This is a genomic window from Variovorax sp. Varisp53 (assembly GCF_059491555.1).
The window spans coordinates 5,275,894-5,295,535 of record NZ_CP168512.1; the positions used below are offsets into that span (position 1 = coordinate 5,275,894).

Consider the following 19,642-nt stretch of genomic DNA (forward strand, 5'->3'; position numbering starts at 1 on the left):
TCAATGGATTCTGCTTGTCGGGGGTTTCACCGTCAGGCTGCTGCGACCACGTGGCGCACCAGCAGCACCAGCCCGACCACGAAGACGATCACTGCAACGAACGCCACCGCGATGATGTGCAGCGGATTCAGCTTGCCCAGGTCTTCCTGGTAGGCGCTGTTCTTGCGAACACCGAAGAACGACCAGCCCACCGCCTTCACCGTGTCCCACAGTGAAGCCTTCGGCCGGTTCGACGAGGGATCGGTCACGAGCGCGGCTCATCGGAAGTCCTGGAAACGGCGGCCACCGGTGCAGTATTCGCAACGGCGGCCACCGGGGCCGCGGGCGTCTTGCCGCCCACCTCGAAGAAGGTGTACGACAGCGTGATGGTCTTCACGTCCTTGGAAATCTTGGGATCGATCACGAATGCGACCGGCCACTGCTTCTTCTCGCCCGGATCGAGCGTGTACTGGTTGAAGCAGAAGCACTCGAGCTTGTTGAAGTAGGGCGCAGCCTGCTGCGGCGCGTAGCTCGGGATGGCCTGTGCGGCCATGCGGCGGTTCTGCACGTTCTGGAACTCGTACATCACCGTGTTGAGCTGGCCGGGGTGCACCTGGATGGTCCGCTCCGCGGGCTTGAAGTCCCAGAGGCCGCCGCGCACGTTGGAGTCGAACTCGACCGTGATGGTGCGGGTCATGTCGACCTGCGTGTTGTCGGGCACGCGCACGTTCTTGCCGCCACTGGCGCCGCCCGGCACTTCGAGCTCGGAGAGCGCGAGGATGTTGATGCCGGTCATTTCGCAGATCGCGCGGTACATCGGCACCAGCGCATAGCCGAAGGCGAACATGCCGCAAGCCACGACGGCCAGCTTGCCGACCATGCGCACATTGGCGCGGCGAATGCGTGGGCCGAGGCTCATGGTGCGTGCTGCTCCCGTTCGGTTGGCGGTCAGCGGCCGCTGAAGAAGACCATGCGGACGATGAAGCCGATGAAGAAGATCACCGCGATGGAGGCCAGCGTGAGCCCCATGCGCCGGTTGTTCTTTCTTTGTTCAGGCGTCGTCATCGTCGTGCGGCCTGTCAGCCGATCACCTTGGTGGCGGTCGCGTCGAGCTTGGGCGGGGTCTCGAAGGTGTGGAACGGCGCCGGCGACGGCACTTCCCACTCGAGGCCTTCAGCGGCTTCCCACGGCTTCTGAACAGCCTTCTCGCCCTTGCCGCGCATGGTGGGCAGCACGACGAACAGGAAGAAGTACACCTGCGCGAAGCCGAAGAAGAAGGCACCGACCGACGCCACGGCGTTGAAGTCGGCGAACTGCATCGGGTAGTCGGCGTAGCGGCGCGGCATACCCGCCAGGCCCAGGAAGTGCATCGGGAAGAAGGTCACGTTGAACGAGATCAGCGACCACCAGAAGTGCACCTTGCCGCGCGTTTCGTTGTACATCACGCCGGTCCACTTGGGCACCCAGTAGTAGAAGCCCGAGAACATGGCGAACAGCGAGCCGGCCACCAGCACGTAGTGGAAGTGGGCCACCACGTAGTAGGTGTCCTGCAGCTGCGTGTCGATCGGTGCGACCGCGAGGATCAGGCCGGTGAAGCCGCCCATCGTGAACACGAAGATGAAGCCGACCGCGAACAGCATGGGCGTCTCGAAGGTCATCGAGCCCTGCCACATCGTCGCGATCCAGTTGAAGATCTTCACCGCCGTGGGCACCGCGATCAGCATGGTCGCGTACATGAAGAACAGCTGGCCGGTGAGCGGCATGCCGGTCGTGAACATGTGGTGCGCCCACACGATGAACGACAGGATGGCGATCGACGAGGTGGCGTACACCATCGAGGCGTAGCCGAACAGGCGCTTGCGGGCAAAGGCCGGCACCACCTGGCTGATGATGCCGAAAGCCGGCAAGATCATGATGTAGACCTCGGGGTGGCCGAAGAACCAGAAGATGTGCTGGTACATCACCGGGTCGCCGCCGCCGGCGGGATTGAAGAAGCTGGTGCCGAAGTGGCGGTCGGTCAGCGTCATCGTGATGGCGCCTGCGAGCACAGGCATCACGGCGATCAGCAGGTAGGCGGTGATGAGCCAGGTCCAGCAGAACATCGGCATCTTCATCAGCGTCATGCCGGGCGCGCGCATGTTGAGGATGGTCACGATGATGTTGATCGAACCCATGATCGACGAGGCGCCCATGATGTGCATCGCGAAGATGCCGGCGTCCATCGAGGGGCCCATCTGCAGCGTGAGCGGTGCGTAGAGCGTCCAGCCGGCAGCGGGTGCGCCGCCGGGCATGAAGAACGAACCGACAAGCATCAGCGCCGCGGGAATCAGCAGCCAGAAGCTGAAGTTGTTCATGCGCGCGAACGCCATGTCGGAGGCGCCCACCTGCAGCGGGATCATCCAGTTCGCGAAGCCCACGAAGGCCGGCATGATGGCGCCGAACACCATGATCAGGCCGTGCATGGTGGTGAACTGGTTGAACAGCTCGGGGTTCACCAGCTGCAGGCCGGGCTGGAACAGCTCGGCGCGGATCAGCAGCGCGAGCACGCCGCCCACCATCAGCATGGTGAAGCTGAACAGCAGGTAGAGCGTGCCGATGTCCTTGTGGTTGGTCGCGAAGACCCAGCGGCGCCAGCCGGTGGGCGCGTGGTGGTCGTGATGCTCGTCGTGTGCGTGGTCGCCGTGGGCGGCGTGACCGTGGGGGTCGAGGACTGCACTCATTTCGTTGTTCCTTGCAATTTCTTCGTCGCGGGACGCTGTCGCATCACTTGCCGCGCAGGGCCAGCACTTCGGCCGGCTGCACCAGCTGGCCGGTCTTGTTCGACCAGCTGTTCTTGGTGTACGTGGCCACGGCCGCGAGGTCGGTATCGCTCAGCTGCTTCCAGGACGGCATCGCGCCGTTGTTCTGGCCGTTGAGCAGCACATGCAGTTGCACCGAGTGGTCGGCATCGAGCACCTTCGCGTCGCCGTCGAGCGCCTTGATCGGGCCCGCGCCCTTGCCGTTGGCCTGGTGGCAGGCGGCGCAGTTGGCGGCATAGACCTTCTCGCCACGAACGAGCATGTCGGGCAGGGTCCAGACCTTGGTCGGGTCGTCGAGCTTGGCGGCGGCTTCCTTGCGCTTGGCGGCCACCCAGGTCGTGTAGTCGGCCGACGAGACCACCTTCACGTGGATCGGCATGTAGGCGTGTTCCTTGCCGCACAGTTCCTGGCACTGGCCGTAGTAGTCGCCCACGGTCTCGGCACGGAACCAGGTGTCGCGCACGAAGCCGGGAATCGCGTCCTGCTTCAAGCCCAGCTGCGGCACGGCGAAGGCGTGGATCACGTCGTTCGCGGTGGTGATGATGCGGACCTTCTTGTTGACCGGCACCACCAGCGGGTTGTCGACCTTGAGCAGGTAGTCGTCGGGCACCGCGCCCTTGGCGCCGGCGTCGGACATGGCGCGCTGCGAGCTGTCGAGCGTGGAGATGAAAGCCAGGCCCTCGCCTTCGCCGTTCAGGTAGTCGTAGCCCCACTTCCACTGATAGCCGGTGGTCTTGATCGTGAGGTCGGCGTTGGTGGTGTCCTTCTGGGCCACCAGCACCTTGGTGGCGGGCAGCGCCATGACGATCACGATGAGGAAGGGCACGATGGTCCAGATGACCTCGACCACCACCGATTCATGGAAGTTGGCGGCCTTGTGGCCGACCGACTTGCGGTGCTTCCAGATCGAATAGAACATGACCGCGAACACGGCGACGAAGATGACCGTGCACAGAATCATCATGATCGTGTGGAGCAGATGCTGCTCCTGCGCGATCTTGGTCACACCGACCGGAAGATTCAACTGGCGAACCGAAGGGCCGCCGGGCAGATCGTTGACTGCGTGCGCCGCGCTGCTGAAAGCCGCGCCGGCCGCCAGCAACAGATTCGCCGGCCTGTACTTATTGCGCCAAATGCTCTTCATCGTGTTCACGTTTCTTCAATTTATCGACAACCCAACCGTGCAGCACTGCGCGAGCCCCCTCAGGCGCCACGCAACGCCATGCGAATCTCGCGGGCCAAAGCCGCACGCAACTCCGGGCGTACATAGCGCCCCACCCTGACCGATCGACCCTGCCCCGAGACCTCGATCAGCGAGCGATCGCCGGTCTGCGGTTCGATCCGCACCTGGTGCGGAAGAAATTCCGTGCGTTCGTAGTGCCCGCCGTTTTCGAGCTCCACGACGAGCCGCCCCTCCTGCAGCGCGATCTTCTCGCCGTCGGTCGCATGCCGTGCATAGACCATGAACGCAAACCCGACAGCGGCCAGCTCGAGCCAGGCAAAAGGCAGAACCAGCGGCGCACCGTGCAGCCAGAACAGGGTGCCGGTGCCGAGCGATACCACGCACAGCGAGGCGTAGAGCCAGCCCAGCTGGCTCGGCGTCACCGAGCAGTTCCGCTTCAGGAACCAGTGGATGCTCTGGCCTGAAACGGTGGCAAATCGAAACACGGAATTCGACACGGGCGAGTTCAGCAAATCGGTGCGTCGATGGTCGCCCAACCCCTCGTACACCTTCGTACAAACAGGATCCGACACCCGTCGATCGCGGGACAATACCCGCGGGTTCCACGCAACGGCGGATTGTAGCGGGTAGATATCGGCGCCCGCGTTGCGTGGAGGACGCCTACGGGTCACTACTAACTAGGCAAAAAGGCCAGTATCAGGCACCCGGTCGGCCGCGCTGGAGCATCGAGCGCATCTCGCGCAGCGACACCGCGCTTTCGGCCGACAGCGACACGCGCGGCACCGGCTTGAACGCGTGTCCGTAGATGACCTCGAAGGTCAGCGCGATGCGCCCGGCGCCCTCTTCGGCCGGAGCGAGCTCGGGCAGCGCCTTCTTCAGCGACTGGTGCCAGGCCTTGCCGCGCAGCGCCGGGAAGCGCGCCGGGTGCAGGTTGCGGCCCAGCGTGCGCAGCTCGGCCAGCGCCGCCTCGGGCGTGGCCCAGGTCAGCACGATGCGCTCCATGTCCATCACCGGTTCGGCGAAGCCGGCGTGCACCAGCATGTCGCCCCAGTCGTGCATGTCGGTGAACTCGTGGCCCGCGGCCGGCCAGCCGAGCCGGGCATGCAGCGCACGCAACTCGCGCACGGTGTCGGGCCCGAGGCAGGAGAACATCAGGAAGCCGTCGGTTGCCACCAGCTTGTGCCAGTGCGCGATCAGCGCTTCCGGGTCGGCCGCCATGTGCAGCGACATGTTGGCCCAGAGCAGGTCGACGCCGTCTTCCGGCGGCGCGTCGAAGCGCGCCTTGCCGGCCTGCCAGCGGCGCGCGCTCCACCATGGGGCGGCCAGCGCCTGGCCGGTGGCGGCGGCCAGCGCGGGCTCCGGCTCGATCACGAAGGAAGCCGCGTCCTTGTAGCGGCGGGCGACGAGTTCATGCGCCTCGAGGCCGCTGCGCAGCGGTGCCCAATCGGCCCATGTGCGGGGCTGGGCCTTGATCCATTGCAGCCGGTCTTCCATCCGGCGGCCGATTTCCTCGTGCAGCCAGGGGGAGCCGTCGGCAGGCGCGAGTTGGCGCCAGCGGGCGGCCGCCGTGGCATCGATGGTCGGCGGTCGTCGTGAGGGGTCGGTGGCCATGGGGCCGTGAGTATATTGAGGCCATGTCCAGCCATCGGGCCTTGTGGCCTTTCATGCCCTTCGGGTCTTTCGCCTCGCTGCTCGCACGGCTGCCCAGCCAGTGCGCGGTCTGCCGCGCCTGGCCGTCGCGCCCGGTGTGCGATGCCTGCGTGGCCCGCTTCGCCCCGCCCACCGCGCGCTGCAGCAGTTGCGCCCTGCCCGTGCCCGAAGGCGTGAGCCGCTGCGGCGACTGCGTGAAGCACCCGCCGCCGCTGGACGCCTGCCTCGCGGCCTGCACCTACGCATGGCCGTGGCCGGACGCCATCACGGCATTCAAGTTCCAGGGCGAGGCCGGCTGGGCCGACCCGTTCGCCACGCTGCTGCGCAGCACGCCATGGGTGGAGCCGGCGCTGGAGGCTTGCGACAGCGTGCTGCCGATGCCGCTGGCGCCTGGTCGGTTGCGCGAACGCGGCTTCAATCAGGCGCACGAGTTGGCGCGGCGGCTGTCGCCTGCCAAGACCGACGCCACCCTGCTCCTGCGCACCCGCGAGACGCCCGCGCAGAGCGGCCTTTCGCGCGCCGACCGGCTGCACAACCTGCGCGGCGCCTTCGCCGTGGAGCCGCTGCGCGCCGAGAAGCTGCGCGGCCGGCGCCTCGTGCTGGTGGACGACGTGATGACCAGCGGCGCCTCGCTGTTCGCGGCCGCCGAAGTGCTGCGGCTGGCGGGCGCGGCCCATGTCACGGCCATCGTGCTGGCCCGGACCGATCCGCCGCGCTGAACCTCCGACGCGGCCCGCCGACAATCGGCGCATGTTCCATATCGTCCTGGTCCACCCCGAAATCCCGCCGAACACCGGCAACGTGATCCGGCTCGCCGCCAACACCGGCTGCACGCTGCACCTGGTCGAGCCGCTCGGTTTTTCGATGGACGACCGCCTGCTGCGCCGCGCAGGGCTCGACTACCACGAGTACGCCGAAGTGAAGCGCCATGCCGACTGGCAAGCGCTGCTCGCCACGGAGCAACCGGCCGCCGACCGCATGTTCGCCCTCACCACGCGCGGCACGCGGGCCGTGCACGACGTGCGCTTCCAGCCCGGCGACTGGCTGGTGTTCGGCTCGGAGACCAGCGGCCTGCCATCCGCGGTACGCGACGGCTTCGCCGAGCCGCAGCGCCTGCGCCTGCCGATGCGCGAGGGCCAGCGCAGCCTGAATCTCTCGAATGCGGTGGCCGTGACGGTGTTCGAGGCCTGGCGACAGAACGGCTTCGGCTGAAACGAAAAAGCCCGACGCCTCAGCGGTAGCGCCGCACCACCGACTCGGCCACGCACGCCGGCTTGGCCGCGCCTTCGAGCTCGATGGTGACTTCCCAGGTCATCTGGAAGCCATCGTCGGCGATCGGCTCCGAGCTCAGCAGCTTCATGCGCGCCCGCAACCGCTTGCCCACCGGCACCGGCGACATGAAGCGCACCCGGTTCATGCCGTAGTTCACGCCCATGCGCGACTCGACCACGTCGATCGCCGTCTCGAAGAAGCGCGGCAGCAGCGACAGCGTGAGGAAACCATGGGCGATCGGCCCGCCGAAGGGGCCGGCCTTGGCCCGCTCGACATCGATATGGATCCACTGGTGGTCGCCCGTCGCCTCGGCGAACTGGTTGACCTGCGCCTGCGTGATGGTGATCCAGTCGCTCACGGCGACCTCCTGGCCAACGCAGGCGGCGAGATCCTGAAGGGTCTGGAATGTCTTTTTGGTCATCCGGGCATTCTGGCGTGCAGGGTGTTCGCCCGGCTGTCGGGCTTGCGACAACCGGGCTCAGGGAAAACCGGGAGCCTGGATCAGGCGTCGAGCCATTCGCGGATCGGCTGCCACTGCTCCAGGTCGCGCTGGACGCGGCCCGGCGCGATGTCGAACAGCGTGAGCCCGCGCGCCGCGAGCTGCACGTAGTTCTGCGTGTCGCGCAGTTCGCCGATCACCGGCACGCCGAGCCCCGCGATGAATTCGTGGAGCCGGTCGGCCGCCAGCGTGCGGGCGTTCACGCGCATGCCGACGAGGCCGATCTTCGTCTTTTCGGCGCGGCGGTCTTCCAGCAGCCGGTCGAGGAAGTCGCGCGTCGCGTAGATGTCGAAGATGCTCGGCTGCAGCGGCACGATCACCCGGTCGGCCAGCGCCAGCACTTCCTTGAAGCGCCAGCCGTGCAGGCCGGCCGGCGTGTCGAGCACCGCGTGCGTGGTGCCGCGAGGCGGCCGCACCACCGTGCTGTCGCCGATGGCCTCCCAGGTGGCGATGGGCCGGGCCATCGGCGGACGCAGGCCCAGCCAGAGCCGCGAGGATTGCTGGCGATCCACGTCGCCCAGCATCACGGCATGGCCGTGGCTTGCGAAGTAGCCCGCGACGTTGGTCGCGATCGTCGACTTGCCTACGCCACCCTTGGGATTGGCGACCAGAACCACCGGCATAAAAGCTCTCCTCCGGAACAGGGACAGCGGGAATGGTAGTCGCCGGCGCCCTTTCGCCCGACGAACCGGCCTTGACTGCGCTATGTTCGCGGCATGACGACAACAACACCCACGGGAAATTCCGGCGGCATCTACGTGCTCGCGGCCCACCCGCACTGGCGCGACTCGCGCGTCAACCGCCGCATGCTCGCCGCCGCACGCGCCGTGCCGGGCATCGACGTCAACGACCTCTACGGCAGCTACCCCGACTTCGCCATCGACGTCGAAGCCGAGCAGGCCCGGCTCGCCAAGGCCGACCTGGTGGTGCTGGTGCATCCGATCCAGTGGTACTCGATGCCCGCGCTGCAAAAACTCTGGGTCGACGACGTGCTCGCCTACGGCTGGGCCTACGGCCCCGGCGGCACGGCGCTGCAGGGCAAGGACCTCTGGCTGGTCGCCACCACCGGCAGCCCCGAGGCCGCGTACCACCCGCAGAACTACCACCGCTATTTCTTCGACGCCTTCCTGCCGCCCTACGAGCAGACCGCCGCGCTGTGCGGCATGCGCTTCCTGCCGCCGCTGGTCTTCTACGGCGCGCGCAGCGCCAGCGAGGCGGACGTGGCGTCGCACGTCGAAACCTTTGCCCAGCGCCTCGGCAGCTACCCCGACTGGCCGGAGATCGAGGAGATCGACGCCTGCGTGGCCTGCCCCGTGCCCGAGAGCGACCGGCCAGCCGACACCGACGACATCGGCCAAGTGGTCTCCAGCGCCCTCCAGGCTGCCATGGCCCACGGCCTCGCGGCCACGGCCGCAGACAACAGCAAGGCGGCCTGAATGGAACACGCACCCGCCTGGCTGACCAACAGCCTGATCTACCTGGGCGCCGCCGTGCTGGTGGTGCCGCTGTCGAAGGCCCTGGGCCTCGGCTCGATCATCGGCTACCTCGTGGCCGGCATCGCCATCGGCCCCTGGGGACTGGGCCTCGTGTCCAGCGTCGAGGACGTGCTGCACTTCGCCGAGTTCGGTGTGGTGCTGATGCTGTTCCTCGTGGGCCTCGAACTCGAACCCAAGCGCCTGTGGAACCTGCGCCGTCCCATCTTCGGCTGGGGCGCCGCGCAGGTGCTGAGCTGCGCCGCCGTGCTGTTCGCCGCGGGCTGGGCCGTGGGCGCCGAATGGCGCGTGGCGCTGGTGGCCGCGCTGGGCCTCGCGCTGTCGTCCACCGCCATCGCGCTGCAGGTGTTCGGCGAGCGCAACCTGCTGAAGACGCCCAGCGGCCAGGCCGGCTTCTCGATCCTGCTGTTCCAGGACGTGGCCGCGATTCCGATCCTCGCGCTGCTGCCGCTGCTCGCGGGCGCCACCGCGGCCGAGCAGTCCATCACCGGCCTCGAACGCGCGCTGGAAGCCGCGAAGATCATCGGCGTGATCGGCGGCATCATCCTCGGCGGCCGGCTGCTGCTGCGTCCCATCCTGCGCTGGATCGCGCGCAGCGACACGCCCGAGATCTTCACCGCCGCCGCCCTGCTGCTGGTGGTGGCCATCGCCGCGCTGATGCAGGCGGTCGGCCTGTCGATGGCGCTCGGCGCGTTCCTCGCCGGCGTGCTGCTGGCCGAGAGCGAATACCGGCGCGAGCTCGAGACCGACATCGAGCCCTTCAAGGGCCTGCTGCTGGGCCTGTTCTTCATCGCCGTGGGCATGTCGATCAACTTCGGCGTGCTGATCGCGAGCCCCTGGGTCATGGCGATGCTGGTGGTCGGTTTCATGGCCGTTAAGCTGGTGGTGATCTACGCGCTCGCCAAGGCCATGGGCATCGCCTACCAGGAGCGCCCGGTGTTCACGCTGCTGCTGGCGCAGGGCGGCGAGTTCGCATTCGTGGTGTTCCAGGCCGCGGGGCCCGACGTGCTGCCGCCCGAGATCACCTCGCTGCTGATCGGCGCGGTCGCACTGTCGATGCTGCTGTCGCCGCTGCTGCTGGTGCTGCTCGACAAGTTCGTGCTGCCGCGCTACAGCCGCAACGGCGGCACCCAGCTGGAAGAGATTTCGGAGCAGCAGGACGCCAAGGTGCTGATCTGCGGCTTCGGCCGATACGGCCAGATCGTCGGCCGCATGCTGATGTCGCAGGGCCTGCGCGTGACCGTGCTCGACCACGACGCCGACACCGTCGAAGGCCTGCGCCAGTTCGGCTTTCGCGTGTTCTACGGAGATGCCACGCGGCTCGACCTGCTGCGCACTGCGGGCGCCGGCTCGGCCAAGGCCATCGTGGTGGCGGTGGACGACATCGAGCAGTCGCTCGAAATCGTCGATCTCGTGCGGGAGAACTTTCCGCAGGCGCGCATCATCGCGCGGGCCCGCAACGTGACCCACCTGTTCCAGCTGCGCGACCGCGGCGTGACGGACGTGGAGCGCGAGGTGTTCGAGTCATCGCTGCGCAGCGCCCGCACCACGCTCGAAGCACTGGGCTGGCCGGCGCATGAAGCGCGCGAATCGGCCATGCGCTTTCGCCGCCGGAATATCAAGCTCAGCGACGAGATCTATCCGCACTACAAGGACCGCGCCAAGCTGATCGCGGCCAACAAGGCGGGCCGCCAGCAGTTCGAGGAACAGATGGCGCGCGAGCGCGAGGAGCGGCAGCGGCGCTCGGGGCGCGACTGGGAGCGGATCGACGAAGACGAGGCAACGAAGGAAGAGGCGGACGCGTAGCGCCCCTCCGCTCGCGCCTTCAGGGGGCCCGACATCACGTCGGGCTTGGAACGCCCCAGCCAGGAAGGGCTGGACACCTATCGATCTCTATCAGGGTTTCCCCTCAGCAAGCTTCGGCCCTTCGTTCAGTACACTGATTGTCATATTCAGTGTGCTGAATGCCATTTCGCACTCAAGAAAAGCTTCGTGCGACTGCGCTTGTATTTCCCTTCAGGAGACAACGATGAAACACGCCTTGCGCCGTGACCTGGACGAAGGTCCCATGAGCAGATTCCAATGGAGCGCGATCGCCATCTGCGTCACGCTCATCATGCTCGACGGCTTCGACGTGCTGGTGATGGCATTCACCGCCGCCAGCGTCTCGGCCGAATGGAAGCTCAGCGGCGCCCAGCTCGGCGTGCTGTTCAGTGCCGGACTGTTTGGCATGGCCGCCGGTTCGCTGTTTCTCGCGCCCCTCGCCGACCGATTCGGGCGCCAGGCCATCATCCTCCTGTGCCTCGTCGTGATCGCGCTCGGCATGGGGCTTTCGGCGCTGGCGCAAAGCAGCACCCAACTGGCGGCCCTGCGCGCGCTCACGGGGCTCGGCATCGGCGGAATGCTGGCCAGCGTCGGCGTCATCACGGCTGAATTCGCCTCGAACAAGTGGCGCAGCACGGCTGTCGCGCTGCAGGCGACGGGCTATCCCATCGGCGCGACCATCGGTGGCAGCATCGCCGCGGTGCTGCTCGAGGCCTACGGGTGGCGCTCGGTCTTCGTCTTCGGCGGCCTCGCCACCGTCGCCATGATTCCGCTGGTGCTCCGGCGGCTGCCGGAATCCGTCGACTTCCTCACTTCGAGGCGACCGGCTGGCGCGCTGCAAAAGCTCAACGCCCTGCTGCGAAAGATGCAGCGCGCCGAACTGGCCGAACTCCCGCCGCTCCCGGCCGTTGGCGAACGCCCTTCCAACACGATCCCGGGCCTGTTCAACGGCGGACTGGCCCGCTCGACGCTGCTGCTCTGGGCCGCCTTCTTCCTGCTCATGTTCAGCTTCTACTTCGCGCTCAGCTGGACGCCGAAGCTGCTGGTTTCGGCGGGGCTCTCGGCCCGCCAGGGGATCACCGGCGGCGTGCTGCTGAACATCGGGGGCATCGTCGGCGGCAGCCTGTTCGGGCTGCTGGCCGCCCGGCTGGACCTCGGCCGGCTGACGGCTGCCAGCCTGACGATGACAGCCGTCGCCATGGCTGCCTTCGGCGCCTCTACCGGTCACCTCGGTGCGTCGTTCGCGATTGCCTTCCTGATCGGCGCATTCATCTTCGGCTCGATGGCCGGCCTCTATGCGTTCGCGCCGGTCATCTATCCGGCGGCGGTGCGCACGACCGGCATGGGTTGGGCCATCGGCATCGGCCGCATCGGTGCCATTCTCGCGCCGCTGATTGCCGGCATGCTGCTCGACGGCGGCTGGCAGGCACCGAGGCTGTACTACGCCTATGCGCTGCCGCTGGTCGCTGCGATGGCGGCAGTGCTGGCGCTGCGCCAAAGCGCCGCGCGGCAGTCCACAGGCGCCATGATCAGTGCGCACTGAGCGGTTTCTTTTTCTTTCCCGGAAATCTCAAGGAGACACACATGTTCCCGAAAAATGCCTGGTACGTGGCCTGCACCGCCAACGAAATCGACGACAAGCCGCTGGGCCGGATGATCTGCGGCGAGAAGCTCGTGCTGTACCGTGCGGCTGAGGGCAAGGCTGCGGCGCTGGAGGATTTTTGCCCGCATCGGGGTGCGCCGCTCTCGCTCGGCTCGGTCGTCGAAGGCAAGCTCGTGTGCGGCTATCACGGCCTGGAGATGGGCTGCGACGGCAAGACGGTCGCCATGCCCGGCCAGCGCGTGCGTGGATTCCCCGCGATCCGGTCCTTCCCGGTGATCGAGCGCTACGGTTTTGTCTGGGTGTGGCCCGGCGACCCGGCTCTGGCCGACCCGGCCAAGCTGCATCACCTCGAGTGGGCCGAAAGCCCGGATTGGGCCTACGGCGGCGGCCTCTTCCACATCCAGTGCGACTACCGGCTCATGATCGACAACCTGATGGACCTGACGCACGAGACCTACGTGCATGCGACCAGCATCGGCCAGAAGGAAATCGACGAGACGCCGACCAAGACCGTCACCGAAGGCGACACCGTCACCACCGCCCGCCACATGGAAAACATCATGGCGCCCCCTTTCTGGCGCATGGCGCTGCGCGGCAACCACCTGGCCGACGACGTGCCGGTCGACCGCTGGCAAATCTGCCGCTTCACGCCGCCGAGTCACGTGCTGATCGAAGTCGGCGTCGCGCACGCCGGCAAAGGCGGCTATCACGCCGACCCGGCGCACAAGGTGTCGAGCATCGTGGTCGACTTCATCACGCCCGAAACGGAAACCTCGATCTGGTACTTCTGGGGCATGGCGCGCAATTTTCAGCCGCACGACAAGGCGCTCACCGCATCGATCCGCGAGGGTCAGGGCAAGATCTTCAGCGAAGACCTCGAGATGCTCGAGTCGCAGCAGCGCAATCTGCTCGCGCACCCGCAACGCCAGTTGCTCAAGCTCAACATCGATTCCGGCGGCGTGCAGTCGCGCCGTGTCATCGAACGCCTGATCGCACAGGAAGACGAAGCTTCCAGCAAGCAGGAAGCCGCAGCATGAACGCCTCCGAACTCAGCGTGCGCGTTGCACGCAAGCACGTCGAAGCGCTGGACATCTGCACATTCGAACTGGTGCGGGAAGATGGAGGCGCCCTGCCGGCGTTCTCGGCCGGTTCGCACATCGACGTGCACATGCCGAACGGTGTCACGCGCCAGTACTCGCTGTGCAATGACCCGAGCGAGAGCCATCGCTATCTGATCGGCGTGCTGCGCGACCCGAACTCCCGCGGTGGATCGCAAACGATGCACGACTTCGTCAAGGAGGGCGACGCGCTTCGCATCAGCGCACCGAAGAACCACTTCCCGCTGGCGCACGGCGCCGCGCACAGCGTGCTGATTGCCGGCGGCATCGGCGTGACGCCCATTCTGTGCATGGCAGAGCGACTGGCGGTCGCCAACGCGGCCTTTGAAATGCACTACTGCACGCGTTCGCAGGAACGCACTGCGTTTGTCGAGCGCATCGCGCAAGCGCCATTCGCTTCCCGGGTGCAATTTCACTTCGATGACGGGGATGAAACGCAGAAGTTGTCGCTTCCGGCCATTGTCCAGACTCCGAAGACGGGCGTTCATCTGTACGTGTGCGGGCCCAAGGGCTTCATGGACTGGGTGCTCGACGCTGCACGCGCCGCTGGCTGGCCCGTCGACCAGCTCCACTACGAATTCTTCTCGGCCGAGGTGGTCAAGTCGGACGCCGATGCAGCCTTCGAGGTCAAGCTCGCGAGTTCCGGCCGCATCGTTGCGGTGCCCAAGGACAAGACGGTGGTGCAGGCCCTTGCGGCGGCGGGTATCGAGGTGGCCACTTCGTGCGAGCAGGGCGTGTGCGGCACATGCCTCACGCGCGTGCTCGAAGGCGAGCCCGACCACAAGGACATGTATCTGACGCCCGAGGAACAGGCAGCCAACGATCAGTTCACGCCCTGCTGTTCGCGATCGCGTTCGCCGATCCTCGTGCTCGACCTGTAGAGCGCTTGGAGCGAGAGGGTCTCGGTAAGATCGCGGGCTTCCGCGCCGCCGAAGCCGATCTGTTTTCTCCATCATGTCCCTCAGCAAGTCCAATACCGCCGCGATCGACATCAACGACCAGCCGGGTCACCTCATCCGGCGCGCCCATCAGATCGCAGTGTCGGTATTCCACGAGACGCTGGGGCGCGACGTCACGCCGGTGCAATATGCCGCGATGCGCGTCTTGCAGGACAAGCCGGGCATCGACCAGATCACCCTGGCCCAGCAGGTGGCCCTCGATACCTCCAGCGCTGCCGACATCGCCGCGCGGCTGGAAACGAAGGGATTGATCACCCGCAAGATGCTGGCGCGCGGACAGCGCGAGTTGCGCCTCACGGCCGCCGGCGAGGATTTGCTTGCAGAGATGGTGCCCGCGATGGCACAGATGCAAGACACCCTCCTGGGCTCGCTGAGCGAGAAGGAGCGCGGAGATTTCATGGCGTTGCTCAGGAAATTCGTCACCGTCAACAACGAGAAGAGCCGCGCGCCGATGCGCGCTTAATGCGGGCGGCGGGTCCCCTCTTCGGGATGGTGGGGTTGTCCACGAGCGCCGCGGCGGCTTCGCAAGCCGACTGTTGTAATCGGACATGGAACGCGGTGCGAACGCGTCGCCTCGGCACAATCACCCCATGCCCAGCGTCCAACCCATCAAGAAAAAGACAGCCCCCGCGGTCACAGCCACCCCGGCGCCCATGACCGGGTCCGTGGACACCGCCTTCCTTCGCACGCTGGTGGGCTACAACGCGCGCCGCGCCTCGCTGGCCGTGATCGAGGTGTTCATGGAGCGCATGGCGGTCTACGGCCTGAAGGTGGTGGATTTCTCGGTGCTGTCGCTGATGGCGCACAACCCCGGCATCACCTCGCGCCAGCTGTGCGCCACGCTCGATGTGCTGCCGCCCAACCTGGTGGGACTGATCGCCGCGCTGGAGCGGCGTGGGTTGATCGAACGCCGCCCGCACCCGAGCGACGGCCGCGCCCTGGGCCTGCACCTGACGCCGGCAGGGATGGATCTGACCGCGCAGGCAGAGCAGACCGCCGCCGACCTGGAGGTGGAAGCCACCGGGCGCCTGACGGCCGCCGAGCGCAAGACGCTGATCCGGCTGCTGCAGAAGGTGTATTCGCAGGAGATTTGAAGCTCCCCTGCGGCGCCGGCACGGCCGAGGACGACGCGGGCTGACGCGGGCTATTGGCGGTATTTCACTCGGCGCGCGACTTTTCGGCCATGGCCTGGGCCAGGCCACCCCACTGGGCGCGGAACAGCCCCGGGTCCATGGTCTTCACGTCGCGCATCAGGGGCCTGAACCCCATGTGCGCCAGCACGTCGCGCTCCAGGTCGATGCCCGGCGCGATCTCGATCAGTTCCAGCCCGTCGGTGGTCAGGTGGAACACCGCGCGTTCGGTGACGAACAGCACGTTCTGCTGGCGCCGCGCGGCATCCAGCCCGTTGAAGGTGATCTGCTCCACCTTCTCGATGAACTTGCGGGACTTGCCTTCCTTGACGATGGCGAGCTGGCCGTCGGCCACCTTCACCTGCAGGCCCCCGGCGGTGAAAGTGCCACAGAACACCAGCTTCTTCGTGGAGCGCGTGATGTTCACGAAGCCGCCGCAGCCCACGGGGCGGCCGTTGAACTTGCTCACGTTCACGTTGCCGTGGTTGTCGGCCTGCGCCAGGCCCAGGAAGCTCGCGTCCAGGCCGCCGCCGTCGTAGAAGTCGAACTGCAGCGACTGCTCGATGATGGCGTCGGCGTTGTAGGCGGTGCCGAAGTCTCCGAGCTGCGCCGGGATGCCGCCGGTGATGCCGCTTTCCACGCTCAGGATGAGCTGGTCGGACACACCTTCTTCCGCCGCCACCGAGGGCACGCCGGCCGGGATGCCGATGCCCAGGTTGGTGATGGCGCCGGGCGTGAGTTCCAGCGCGGTGCGGCGGGCGATGACCTTGCGCTCGTCCAGCTCCATGGGCGCGAGCGAATTGAGCGGCACGCGTACATCGCCGCACAACGCGGGGCTGAACTGCGTGGTGATGGTCTGCATGTGGTTCTCGGGCTGGCCCACCACCACGTAGTCCACCGACACGCCGGGCACCTTCACCGACTTGGGGTGCAGGCTGCCGGCCTTGACGATGCGCTCCACCTGCGCAATGACGATGCCGCCGCTGGCCTTGGCCGCGTGGGCGATGCTGATCTGCTCCAGCAGCACGCCTTCCTTGTCGAGCGTGATGTTGCCGTTCTCATCGGCCAGCGTGCCGCGGATGATGGCGACGTCGACCTTGGGCGAGGGGTAGAACAGCCACTCCTCGCCGTTGAACTCCACGAGCTTCACCAGGTCTTCGGTGGACTTGCTGTTGAGCTTGCCGCCTTCGATGCGCGGGTCCACGAAGGTGCCCAGGCCCACCTTGGTCAGCAGCCCGGGGCTTCGGCTGGCGATATGGCGCGTGAGGTGCGACAGGCTGCCCTGCGGGAAGTTGTAGGCCTCCACCTCGCCGTCGAACACCATCTTCATCATCTCGGCGCCGGTCTGGCCGAAGTGGCCCGCCACGGTGCGCTTGATCATGCCGGGGTGGGCAAAGTGCACCATGCCCGCGTCCTTGCTGTTGCCGATGGCGCCGCAGGCCCAGGTGGTCACGTTGCGCGGGTGGCCCGTGTCGAGGAAGTTCTTTTCCACGCCCTTGAGTACTTCCTCTGGCAGGCTGGAGACGGCCAGGCCGCCCAGGAAGATGGTGGCGTCGTCGGGAATGAGGGCCCCGGCTTGGGCGGCGGTGATGATTTTCATGGTGTGTGTTCCGGGTATCGGGTGTGCGGGTTCAGGCGTGTTCCGGGGCTCTCAGGCCTCGGGGTTTTCGATGAGCAGCGCCATGCCCTGCCCGCCGCCCACGCAGGCGCTGGAGATGCCGTAGCGCAGGCCGCGCCGGCGCAGCTCGCGCGCCAGCGTCACCGTGAGGCGCACGCCGGTGGCGGCCAGCGGGTGACCCAGCGCGATGGCGCCGCCGTTCACGTTGAGCTTGTCGCGGTCGAGGCCCAGCTCGCGCTCCACCGCGAGGGTCTGCGCGCCCTGGGCTTCGTTGATTTCGAACAGGCCGATGTCGTCCAGCGCGAGCCCGGTGCGCGCCAGCAGCGCGCGGATGGCGGGGGCCGGGCCGATGCCCATGTACTCGGGCGCCACGCCCACCGCCGCCGCACCGCGCAGGCGTGCCAGCGGCTTGAGGCCGCGCTGCTGCACATACGCATCGCTGGCCACCACCGCGCCCACGGCGCCATCGACCAGGGCCGAGCTGTTGCCGGCCGTCTGCACGCCACCGGGATACACGGTGCGCAGGCCCGCCAGGGCCTCGATGGGCGAGGGGCGCGGGTGGGTGTCGCGGTCGAGCTGCGCCACCTTGCGCGGCAGCGTGATGCCGCGCGTGGCATAGCCTTCGAGCGCGAATTTTTCGCTCGTCACCGGCACGATCTCGCCGGCCAGGAAGCCATCGGCCTGGGCCTTGAGCGCTCGCTCGAACGAGCGGGCGGCGTAGGCATCCACGTCTTCGCGGGTGATGCCGTATTTCTTCGCCAGGTTCTCGGCGGTCTCGATCATCGTGACCGGGCCCGCGGTGTCGATCAGCGCCTCCATCAGGAAGTCCTTGAACTCCACCGGCGCGCCCAGCTTGAAGCCGGTGCGGTGCGTGTAGGCGGCAATCGGGTTGCGCGTCATGGACTCGGTGCCCACCACCAGCGCCACGTCGGCATAGCCCAGGGCGACCTGGTCGGCGGCCTGGCGCAGCAGTTCGAACCCCGTGCCGCAGATGCGCTGCACCAGGATGGCCGGCACGCTCTGCGGCACGCCCGCGTACAGGCCGATGTGGCGCGGCAGCACGAAGGCGTCGAAGTCGGCCTGCGCCATCGACCCGGTGATGACCGAGTTCACATCTGCGGCAGGCACGCCGCTGCGCTCCAGGACCGCACGGGCGACCTTGATGCCCATGTCGGTGGGCGACACATGGCCCAGGGGACCGCAGTAGTCGACCATCGGCGTGCGCACGCCGTCGATCAGCCAGGCATTCAGGGGAGCGGAAAAGGAATGTTCAGTGGTCATGGATCAAGCTTTCTGGGTTCTGCTGTCGGTCACGCGCAGCACGGTGGCATAGCCGGTGTCGCCTGCGGCACAGCCGGTGAAGAGGCCCACGCCGCCGCCGCGCAGCACCAGCTCTTCGATGAGTTCGATGATGGCGCGCAGGCCGGTGGGCGCCTGCGGGTGGCCCCAGATGATGGAGCTGCCGTAGTTGTTCATGCGCTCCCACGCGAAGCCGGTGTCGCGCGCCAGGGCGATGTCGTTCACGGCGAACGGGTTGTGGGTCTTGATGGCGTCCACGTCCTTCATGGCGAGGCCCGCGTGCTTCAGGGCATTGAAGGTGGCGGGCACCGGCGCCATGGGCATGTAGCCCGCTTCCACGCGCGCCATGCCGAAGCCCAGGATCTCGATCTCGATGCCGGGATCGATGGACGCAGCGCGCGCACGGTCGCGCGTGGTGACGATGGCGCCCGCGTTGCCGTCAGCCGGATGGGTCTGCCCGCCAAAGGTCACGGTGCCGCCTTCCTTCACGGGCTTGAGCCTGGCCAGGCCTTCGGCCGTGGTCGGGAAGATGCCTTCGTCGGTGGCTAGCGTGCCGGTCTGCTTGCGGAACTTCGAGTCGCTCAGCGGCACGTCGGCCATGTAGCGCTTCTGGAACGCGCGGTCGTCGGCCAGCGCCTGCTGGTACTGGGTGTAGCGGTGCAGCTTCAGCGCGTGCTGTTCCTCGGTGCTGATGCCATAGCGCGCGGCCACGTTCTCGCCGGTCTGCAGCATCGCGTTCTTGGCGTAGGGGTCGTGCGCCATGTTGTCGGGCACCCAGTGCTCGGTGATGCCGTAGCCGCCGGTGCCACTCGAATCGGGGTAGTACACGACCGGCCCGTTGGACTGCCGGTCGGCCATCACCAGCAGCGCGCTGCTGGCGGTGCCGCAGGCCACTTCCTGCGCGGCCATCTGCAGTGCGCGCACGCTGGTGGCGCAGGCCTGCTGCACGGTGGGGCCGGCCACGCGGTCGATGCCCATAAGCCCCGTGACCCACGGCAGACCGTAGAAGCTGCCCTTCTGCGGATTGGTGATGCCCAGGATGGCCAGGTCCACCGCCGCGAGGTCGTAGCCGCGCGCCGCCAGCGCCTGCTGGCCCACCTTGGCGGCCAGCGGCAGTGCATTGAGGTTGGCCAGCGAGCCCTGCCACTTGGCAAAGGGGGAAGACCAGTAGATACCGTAGGGGATGAAGGCGTTCACGGCTGGGTTCCTTGTTCCTG

The 19,642-nt window shown here is 67.1% G+C and carries 21 protein-coding genes; 9 read left to right on the forward strand and 12 right to left on the reverse strand.

Going from position 1 to position 19,642, the window contains the following annotated elements:
* Nucleotides 1-32: 32 nt before the first annotated feature.
* The 7 genes from ACEOAB_RS24800 to ACEOAB_RS24830 form a co-directional block, all read right to left on the reverse strand.
* Nucleotides 33-248, reverse strand: a complete 216-nt coding sequence (locus ACEOAB_RS24800; RefSeq protein WP_007836356.1) for a DUF2970 domain-containing protein — start codon at nucleotides 246-248, stop codon at nucleotides 33-35.
* Nucleotides 245-898, reverse strand: coding sequence for a cytochrome c oxidase assembly protein (locus ACEOAB_RS24805; protein ID WP_413749607.1), 654 nt, complete (start codon nucleotides 896-898; stop codon nucleotides 245-247). The genes ACEOAB_RS24800 and ACEOAB_RS24805 overlap by 4 nt, the downstream gene beginning before the upstream one ends.
* Before the next feature lie 29 nt (nucleotides 899-927).
* Entirely contained in the window at nucleotides 928-1,044 is a 117-nt protein-coding gene (locus tag ACEOAB_RS24810; RefSeq protein WP_007836360.1) for a cytochrome oxidase small assembly protein, read from the reverse strand.
* Between the two features lie 14 nt (nucleotides 1,045-1,058).
* On the reverse strand, nucleotides 1,059-2,699 hold the full coding sequence (gene ctaD / locus ACEOAB_RS24815) for a cytochrome c oxidase subunit I (protein WP_056595191.1): 1,641 nt from the start codon (nucleotides 2,697-2,699) through the stop codon (nucleotides 1,059-1,061).
* A 43-nt stretch (nucleotides 2,700-2,742) separates the two neighbouring features.
* A complete protein-coding gene (coxB, locus tag ACEOAB_RS24820) occupies nucleotides 2,743-3,921 on the reverse strand; it encodes a cytochrome c oxidase subunit II (RefSeq protein ID WP_056595193.1) in 1,179 nt (392 codons plus the stop codon).
* Nucleotides 3,922-3,980: 59 nt separating this feature from the next.
* The gene (locus ACEOAB_RS24825; protein ID WP_056595854.1) at nucleotides 3,981-4,457 is read right to left on the reverse strand and encodes a DUF2244 domain-containing protein; all 477 of its coding nucleotides are present in this window, start codon (nucleotides 4,455-4,457) and stop codon (nucleotides 3,981-3,983) included.
* A gap of 199 nt (nucleotides 4,458-4,656) precedes the next feature.
* Nucleotides 4,657-5,571: a class I SAM-dependent methyltransferase gene (locus ACEOAB_RS24830; protein WP_495653165.1), complete on the reverse strand. Its 915-nt coding sequence runs from the start codon at nucleotides 5,569-5,571 to the stop codon at nucleotides 4,657-4,659.
* Between the two features lie 53 nt (nucleotides 5,572-5,624).
* Here ACEOAB_RS24830 and ACEOAB_RS24835 point away from each other — a divergent pair, with 53 nt between their 5' ends.
* Entirely contained in the window at nucleotides 5,625-6,329 is a 705-nt protein-coding gene (locus ACEOAB_RS24835; RefSeq protein ID WP_056595196.1) for a ComF family protein, read from the forward strand.
* A gap of 31 nt (nucleotides 6,330-6,360) precedes the next feature.
* Nucleotides 6,361-6,822: a tRNA (uridine(34)/cytosine(34)/5-carboxymethylaminomethyluridine(34)-2'-O)-methyltransferase TrmL gene (gene trmL / locus ACEOAB_RS24840; protein ID WP_413749415.1), complete on the forward strand. Its 462-nt coding sequence runs from the start codon at nucleotides 6,361-6,363 to the stop codon at nucleotides 6,820-6,822.
* Nucleotides 6,823-6,841: 19 nt separating this feature from the next.
* Here the strand turns inward: trmL and ACEOAB_RS24845 are convergent, their stop codons facing one another.
* Nucleotides 6,842-7,303, reverse strand: a complete 462-nt coding sequence (locus ACEOAB_RS24845) for a MaoC family dehydratase (protein WP_056595199.1) — start codon at nucleotides 7,301-7,303, stop codon at nucleotides 6,842-6,844.
* 80 nt (nucleotides 7,304-7,383) lie between these two features.
* Nucleotides 7,384-8,004 carry a ParA family protein gene (locus tag ACEOAB_RS24850; protein ID WP_413749414.1) on the reverse strand — a complete coding sequence of 207 codons (621 nt, stop codon included), beginning with the start codon at nucleotides 8,002-8,004 and terminating at the stop codon, nucleotides 7,384-7,386.
* A gap of 93 nt (nucleotides 8,005-8,097) precedes the next feature.
* Between ACEOAB_RS24850 and kefF the strand changes: the two genes are divergently transcribed.
* The 7 genes from kefF (at nucleotide 8,098) to ACEOAB_RS24885 (ending at nucleotide 15,472) form a co-directional block, all read left to right on the forward strand.
* Nucleotides 8,098-8,817, forward strand: a complete 720-nt coding sequence (gene kefF, locus ACEOAB_RS24855; protein WP_413749413.1) for a glutathione-regulated potassium-efflux system oxidoreductase KefF — start codon at nucleotides 8,098-8,100, stop codon at nucleotides 8,815-8,817.
* Nucleotides 8,818-10,680: a glutathione-regulated potassium-efflux system protein KefC gene (kefC, locus tag ACEOAB_RS24860; protein WP_056595205.1), complete on the forward strand. Its 1,863-nt coding sequence runs from the start codon at nucleotides 8,818-8,820 to the stop codon at nucleotides 10,678-10,680.
* A gap of 223 nt (nucleotides 10,681-10,903) precedes the next feature.
* Nucleotides 10,904-12,241 carry an MFS transporter gene (locus ACEOAB_RS24865; RefSeq protein ID WP_413749412.1) on the forward strand — a complete coding sequence of 446 codons (1,338 nt, stop codon included), beginning with the start codon at nucleotides 10,904-10,906 and terminating at the stop codon, nucleotides 12,239-12,241.
* A gap of 41 nt (nucleotides 12,242-12,282) precedes the next feature.
* Nucleotides 12,283-13,338: an aromatic ring-hydroxylating dioxygenase subunit alpha gene (locus ACEOAB_RS24870; RefSeq protein WP_413749411.1), complete on the forward strand. Its 1,056-nt coding sequence runs from the start codon at nucleotides 12,283-12,285 to the stop codon at nucleotides 13,336-13,338.
* Nucleotides 13,335-14,300: a PDR/VanB family oxidoreductase gene (locus ACEOAB_RS24875; protein ID WP_056595211.1), complete on the forward strand. Its 966-nt coding sequence runs from the start codon at nucleotides 13,335-13,337 to the stop codon at nucleotides 14,298-14,300. The genes ACEOAB_RS24870 and ACEOAB_RS24875 overlap by 4 nt, the downstream gene beginning before the upstream one ends.
* A gap of 73 nt (nucleotides 14,301-14,373) precedes the next feature.
* Entirely contained in the window at nucleotides 14,374-14,841 is a 468-nt protein-coding gene (locus ACEOAB_RS24880) for a MarR family winged helix-turn-helix transcriptional regulator (protein ID WP_413749410.1), read from the forward strand.
* A 127-nt stretch (nucleotides 14,842-14,968) separates the two neighbouring features.
* Nucleotides 14,969-15,472 carry a MarR family winged helix-turn-helix transcriptional regulator gene (locus tag ACEOAB_RS24885; RefSeq protein WP_056595213.1) on the forward strand — a complete coding sequence of 168 codons (504 nt, stop codon included), beginning with the start codon at nucleotides 14,969-14,971 and terminating at the stop codon, nucleotides 15,470-15,472.
* Between the two features lie 64 nt (nucleotides 15,473-15,536).
* Here ACEOAB_RS24885 and ACEOAB_RS24890 read toward each other — a convergent pair whose 3' ends face one another.
* The 3 genes from ACEOAB_RS24890 to ACEOAB_RS24900 are packed head-to-tail and all read right to left on the reverse strand — an operon-like array spanning nucleotide 15,537 to nucleotide 19,622.
* On the reverse strand, nucleotides 15,537-17,108 hold the full coding sequence (locus ACEOAB_RS24890; RefSeq protein ID WP_056595215.1) for an acyl CoA:acetate/3-ketoacid CoA transferase: 1,572 nt from the start codon (nucleotides 17,106-17,108) through the stop codon (nucleotides 15,537-15,539).
* A gap of 51 nt (nucleotides 17,109-17,159) precedes the next feature.
* A complete protein-coding gene (locus ACEOAB_RS24895; RefSeq protein ID WP_413749409.1) occupies nucleotides 17,160-18,407 on the reverse strand; it encodes a thiolase family protein in 1,248 nt (415 codons plus the stop codon).
* A gap of 3 nt (nucleotides 18,408-18,410) precedes the next feature.
* Entirely contained in the window at nucleotides 18,411-19,622 is a 1,212-nt protein-coding gene (locus tag ACEOAB_RS24900) for a thiolase family protein (protein WP_413749408.1), read from the reverse strand.
* Nucleotides 19,623-19,642 lie beyond the last annotated feature (20 nt).

What these genes read in the sequence shown, in the direction of transcription:
- ACEOAB_RS24880 (WP_413749410.1), top strand. Translation starts at nt 14,374, where the DNA reads ATGTCCCTCAGCAAGTCCAATACCGCCGCGATCGACATCAACGACCAG.
- kefF (WP_413749413.1), top strand. Translation starts at nt 8,098, where the DNA reads ATGACGACAACAACACCCACGGGAAATTCCGGCGGCATCTACGTGCTC.
- ACEOAB_RS24865 (WP_413749412.1), top strand. Translation starts at nt 10,904, where the DNA reads ATGAAACACGCCTTGCGCCGTGACCTGGACGAAGGTCCCATGAGCAGA.
- ACEOAB_RS24810 (WP_007836360.1), bottom strand. Translation starts at nt 1,044, where the DNA reads ATGACGACGCCTGAACAAAGAAAGAACAACCGGCGCATGGGGCTCACG.
- ACEOAB_RS24890 (WP_056595215.1), bottom strand. Translation starts at nt 17,108, where the DNA reads ATGAAAATCATCACCGCCGCCCAAGCCGGGGCCCTCATTCCCGACGAC.
- ACEOAB_RS24805 (WP_413749607.1), bottom strand. Translation starts at nt 898, where the DNA reads ATGAGCCTCGGCCCACGCATTCGCCGCGCCAATGTGCGCATGGTCGGC.
- trmL (WP_413749415.1), top strand. Translation starts at nt 6,361, where the DNA reads ATGTTCCATATCGTCCTGGTCCACCCCGAAATCCCGCCGAACACCGGC.
- ACEOAB_RS24870 (WP_413749411.1), top strand. Translation starts at nt 12,283, where the DNA reads ATGTTCCCGAAAAATGCCTGGTACGTGGCCTGCACCGCCAACGAAATC.
- ACEOAB_RS24885 (WP_056595213.1), top strand. Translation starts at nt 14,969, where the DNA reads ATGCCCAGCGTCCAACCCATCAAGAAAAAGACAGCCCCCGCGGTCACA.
- ACEOAB_RS24830 (WP_495653165.1), bottom strand. Translation starts at nt 5,571, where the DNA reads ATGGCCACCGACCCCTCACGACGACCGCCGACCATCGATGCCACGGCG.
- ACEOAB_RS24895 (WP_413749409.1), bottom strand. Translation starts at nt 18,407, where the DNA reads ATGACCACTGAACATTCCTTTTCCGCTCCCCTGAATGCCTGGCTGATC.
- coxB (WP_056595193.1), bottom strand. Translation starts at nt 3,921, where the DNA reads ATGAAGAGCATTTGGCGCAATAAGTACAGGCCGGCGAATCTGTTGCTG.
- ACEOAB_RS24845 (WP_056595199.1), bottom strand. Translation starts at nt 7,303, where the DNA reads ATGACCAAAAAGACATTCCAGACCCTTCAGGATCTCGCCGCCTGCGTT.
- ctaD (WP_056595191.1), bottom strand. Translation starts at nt 2,699, where the DNA reads ATGAGTGCAGTCCTCGACCCCCACGGTCACGCCGCCCACGGCGACCAC.
- ACEOAB_RS24850 (WP_413749414.1), bottom strand. Translation starts at nt 8,004, where the DNA reads ATGCCGGTGGTTCTGGTCGCCAATCCCAAGGGTGGCGTAGGCAAGTCG.
- ACEOAB_RS24835 (WP_056595196.1), top strand. Translation starts at nt 5,625, where the DNA reads ATGCCCTTCGGGTCTTTCGCCTCGCTGCTCGCACGGCTGCCCAGCCAG.
- ACEOAB_RS24875 (WP_056595211.1), top strand. Translation starts at nt 13,335, where the DNA reads ATGAACGCCTCCGAACTCAGCGTGCGCGTTGCACGCAAGCACGTCGAA.
- kefC (WP_056595205.1), top strand. Translation starts at nt 8,818, where the DNA reads ATGGAACACGCACCCGCCTGGCTGACCAACAGCCTGATCTACCTGGGC.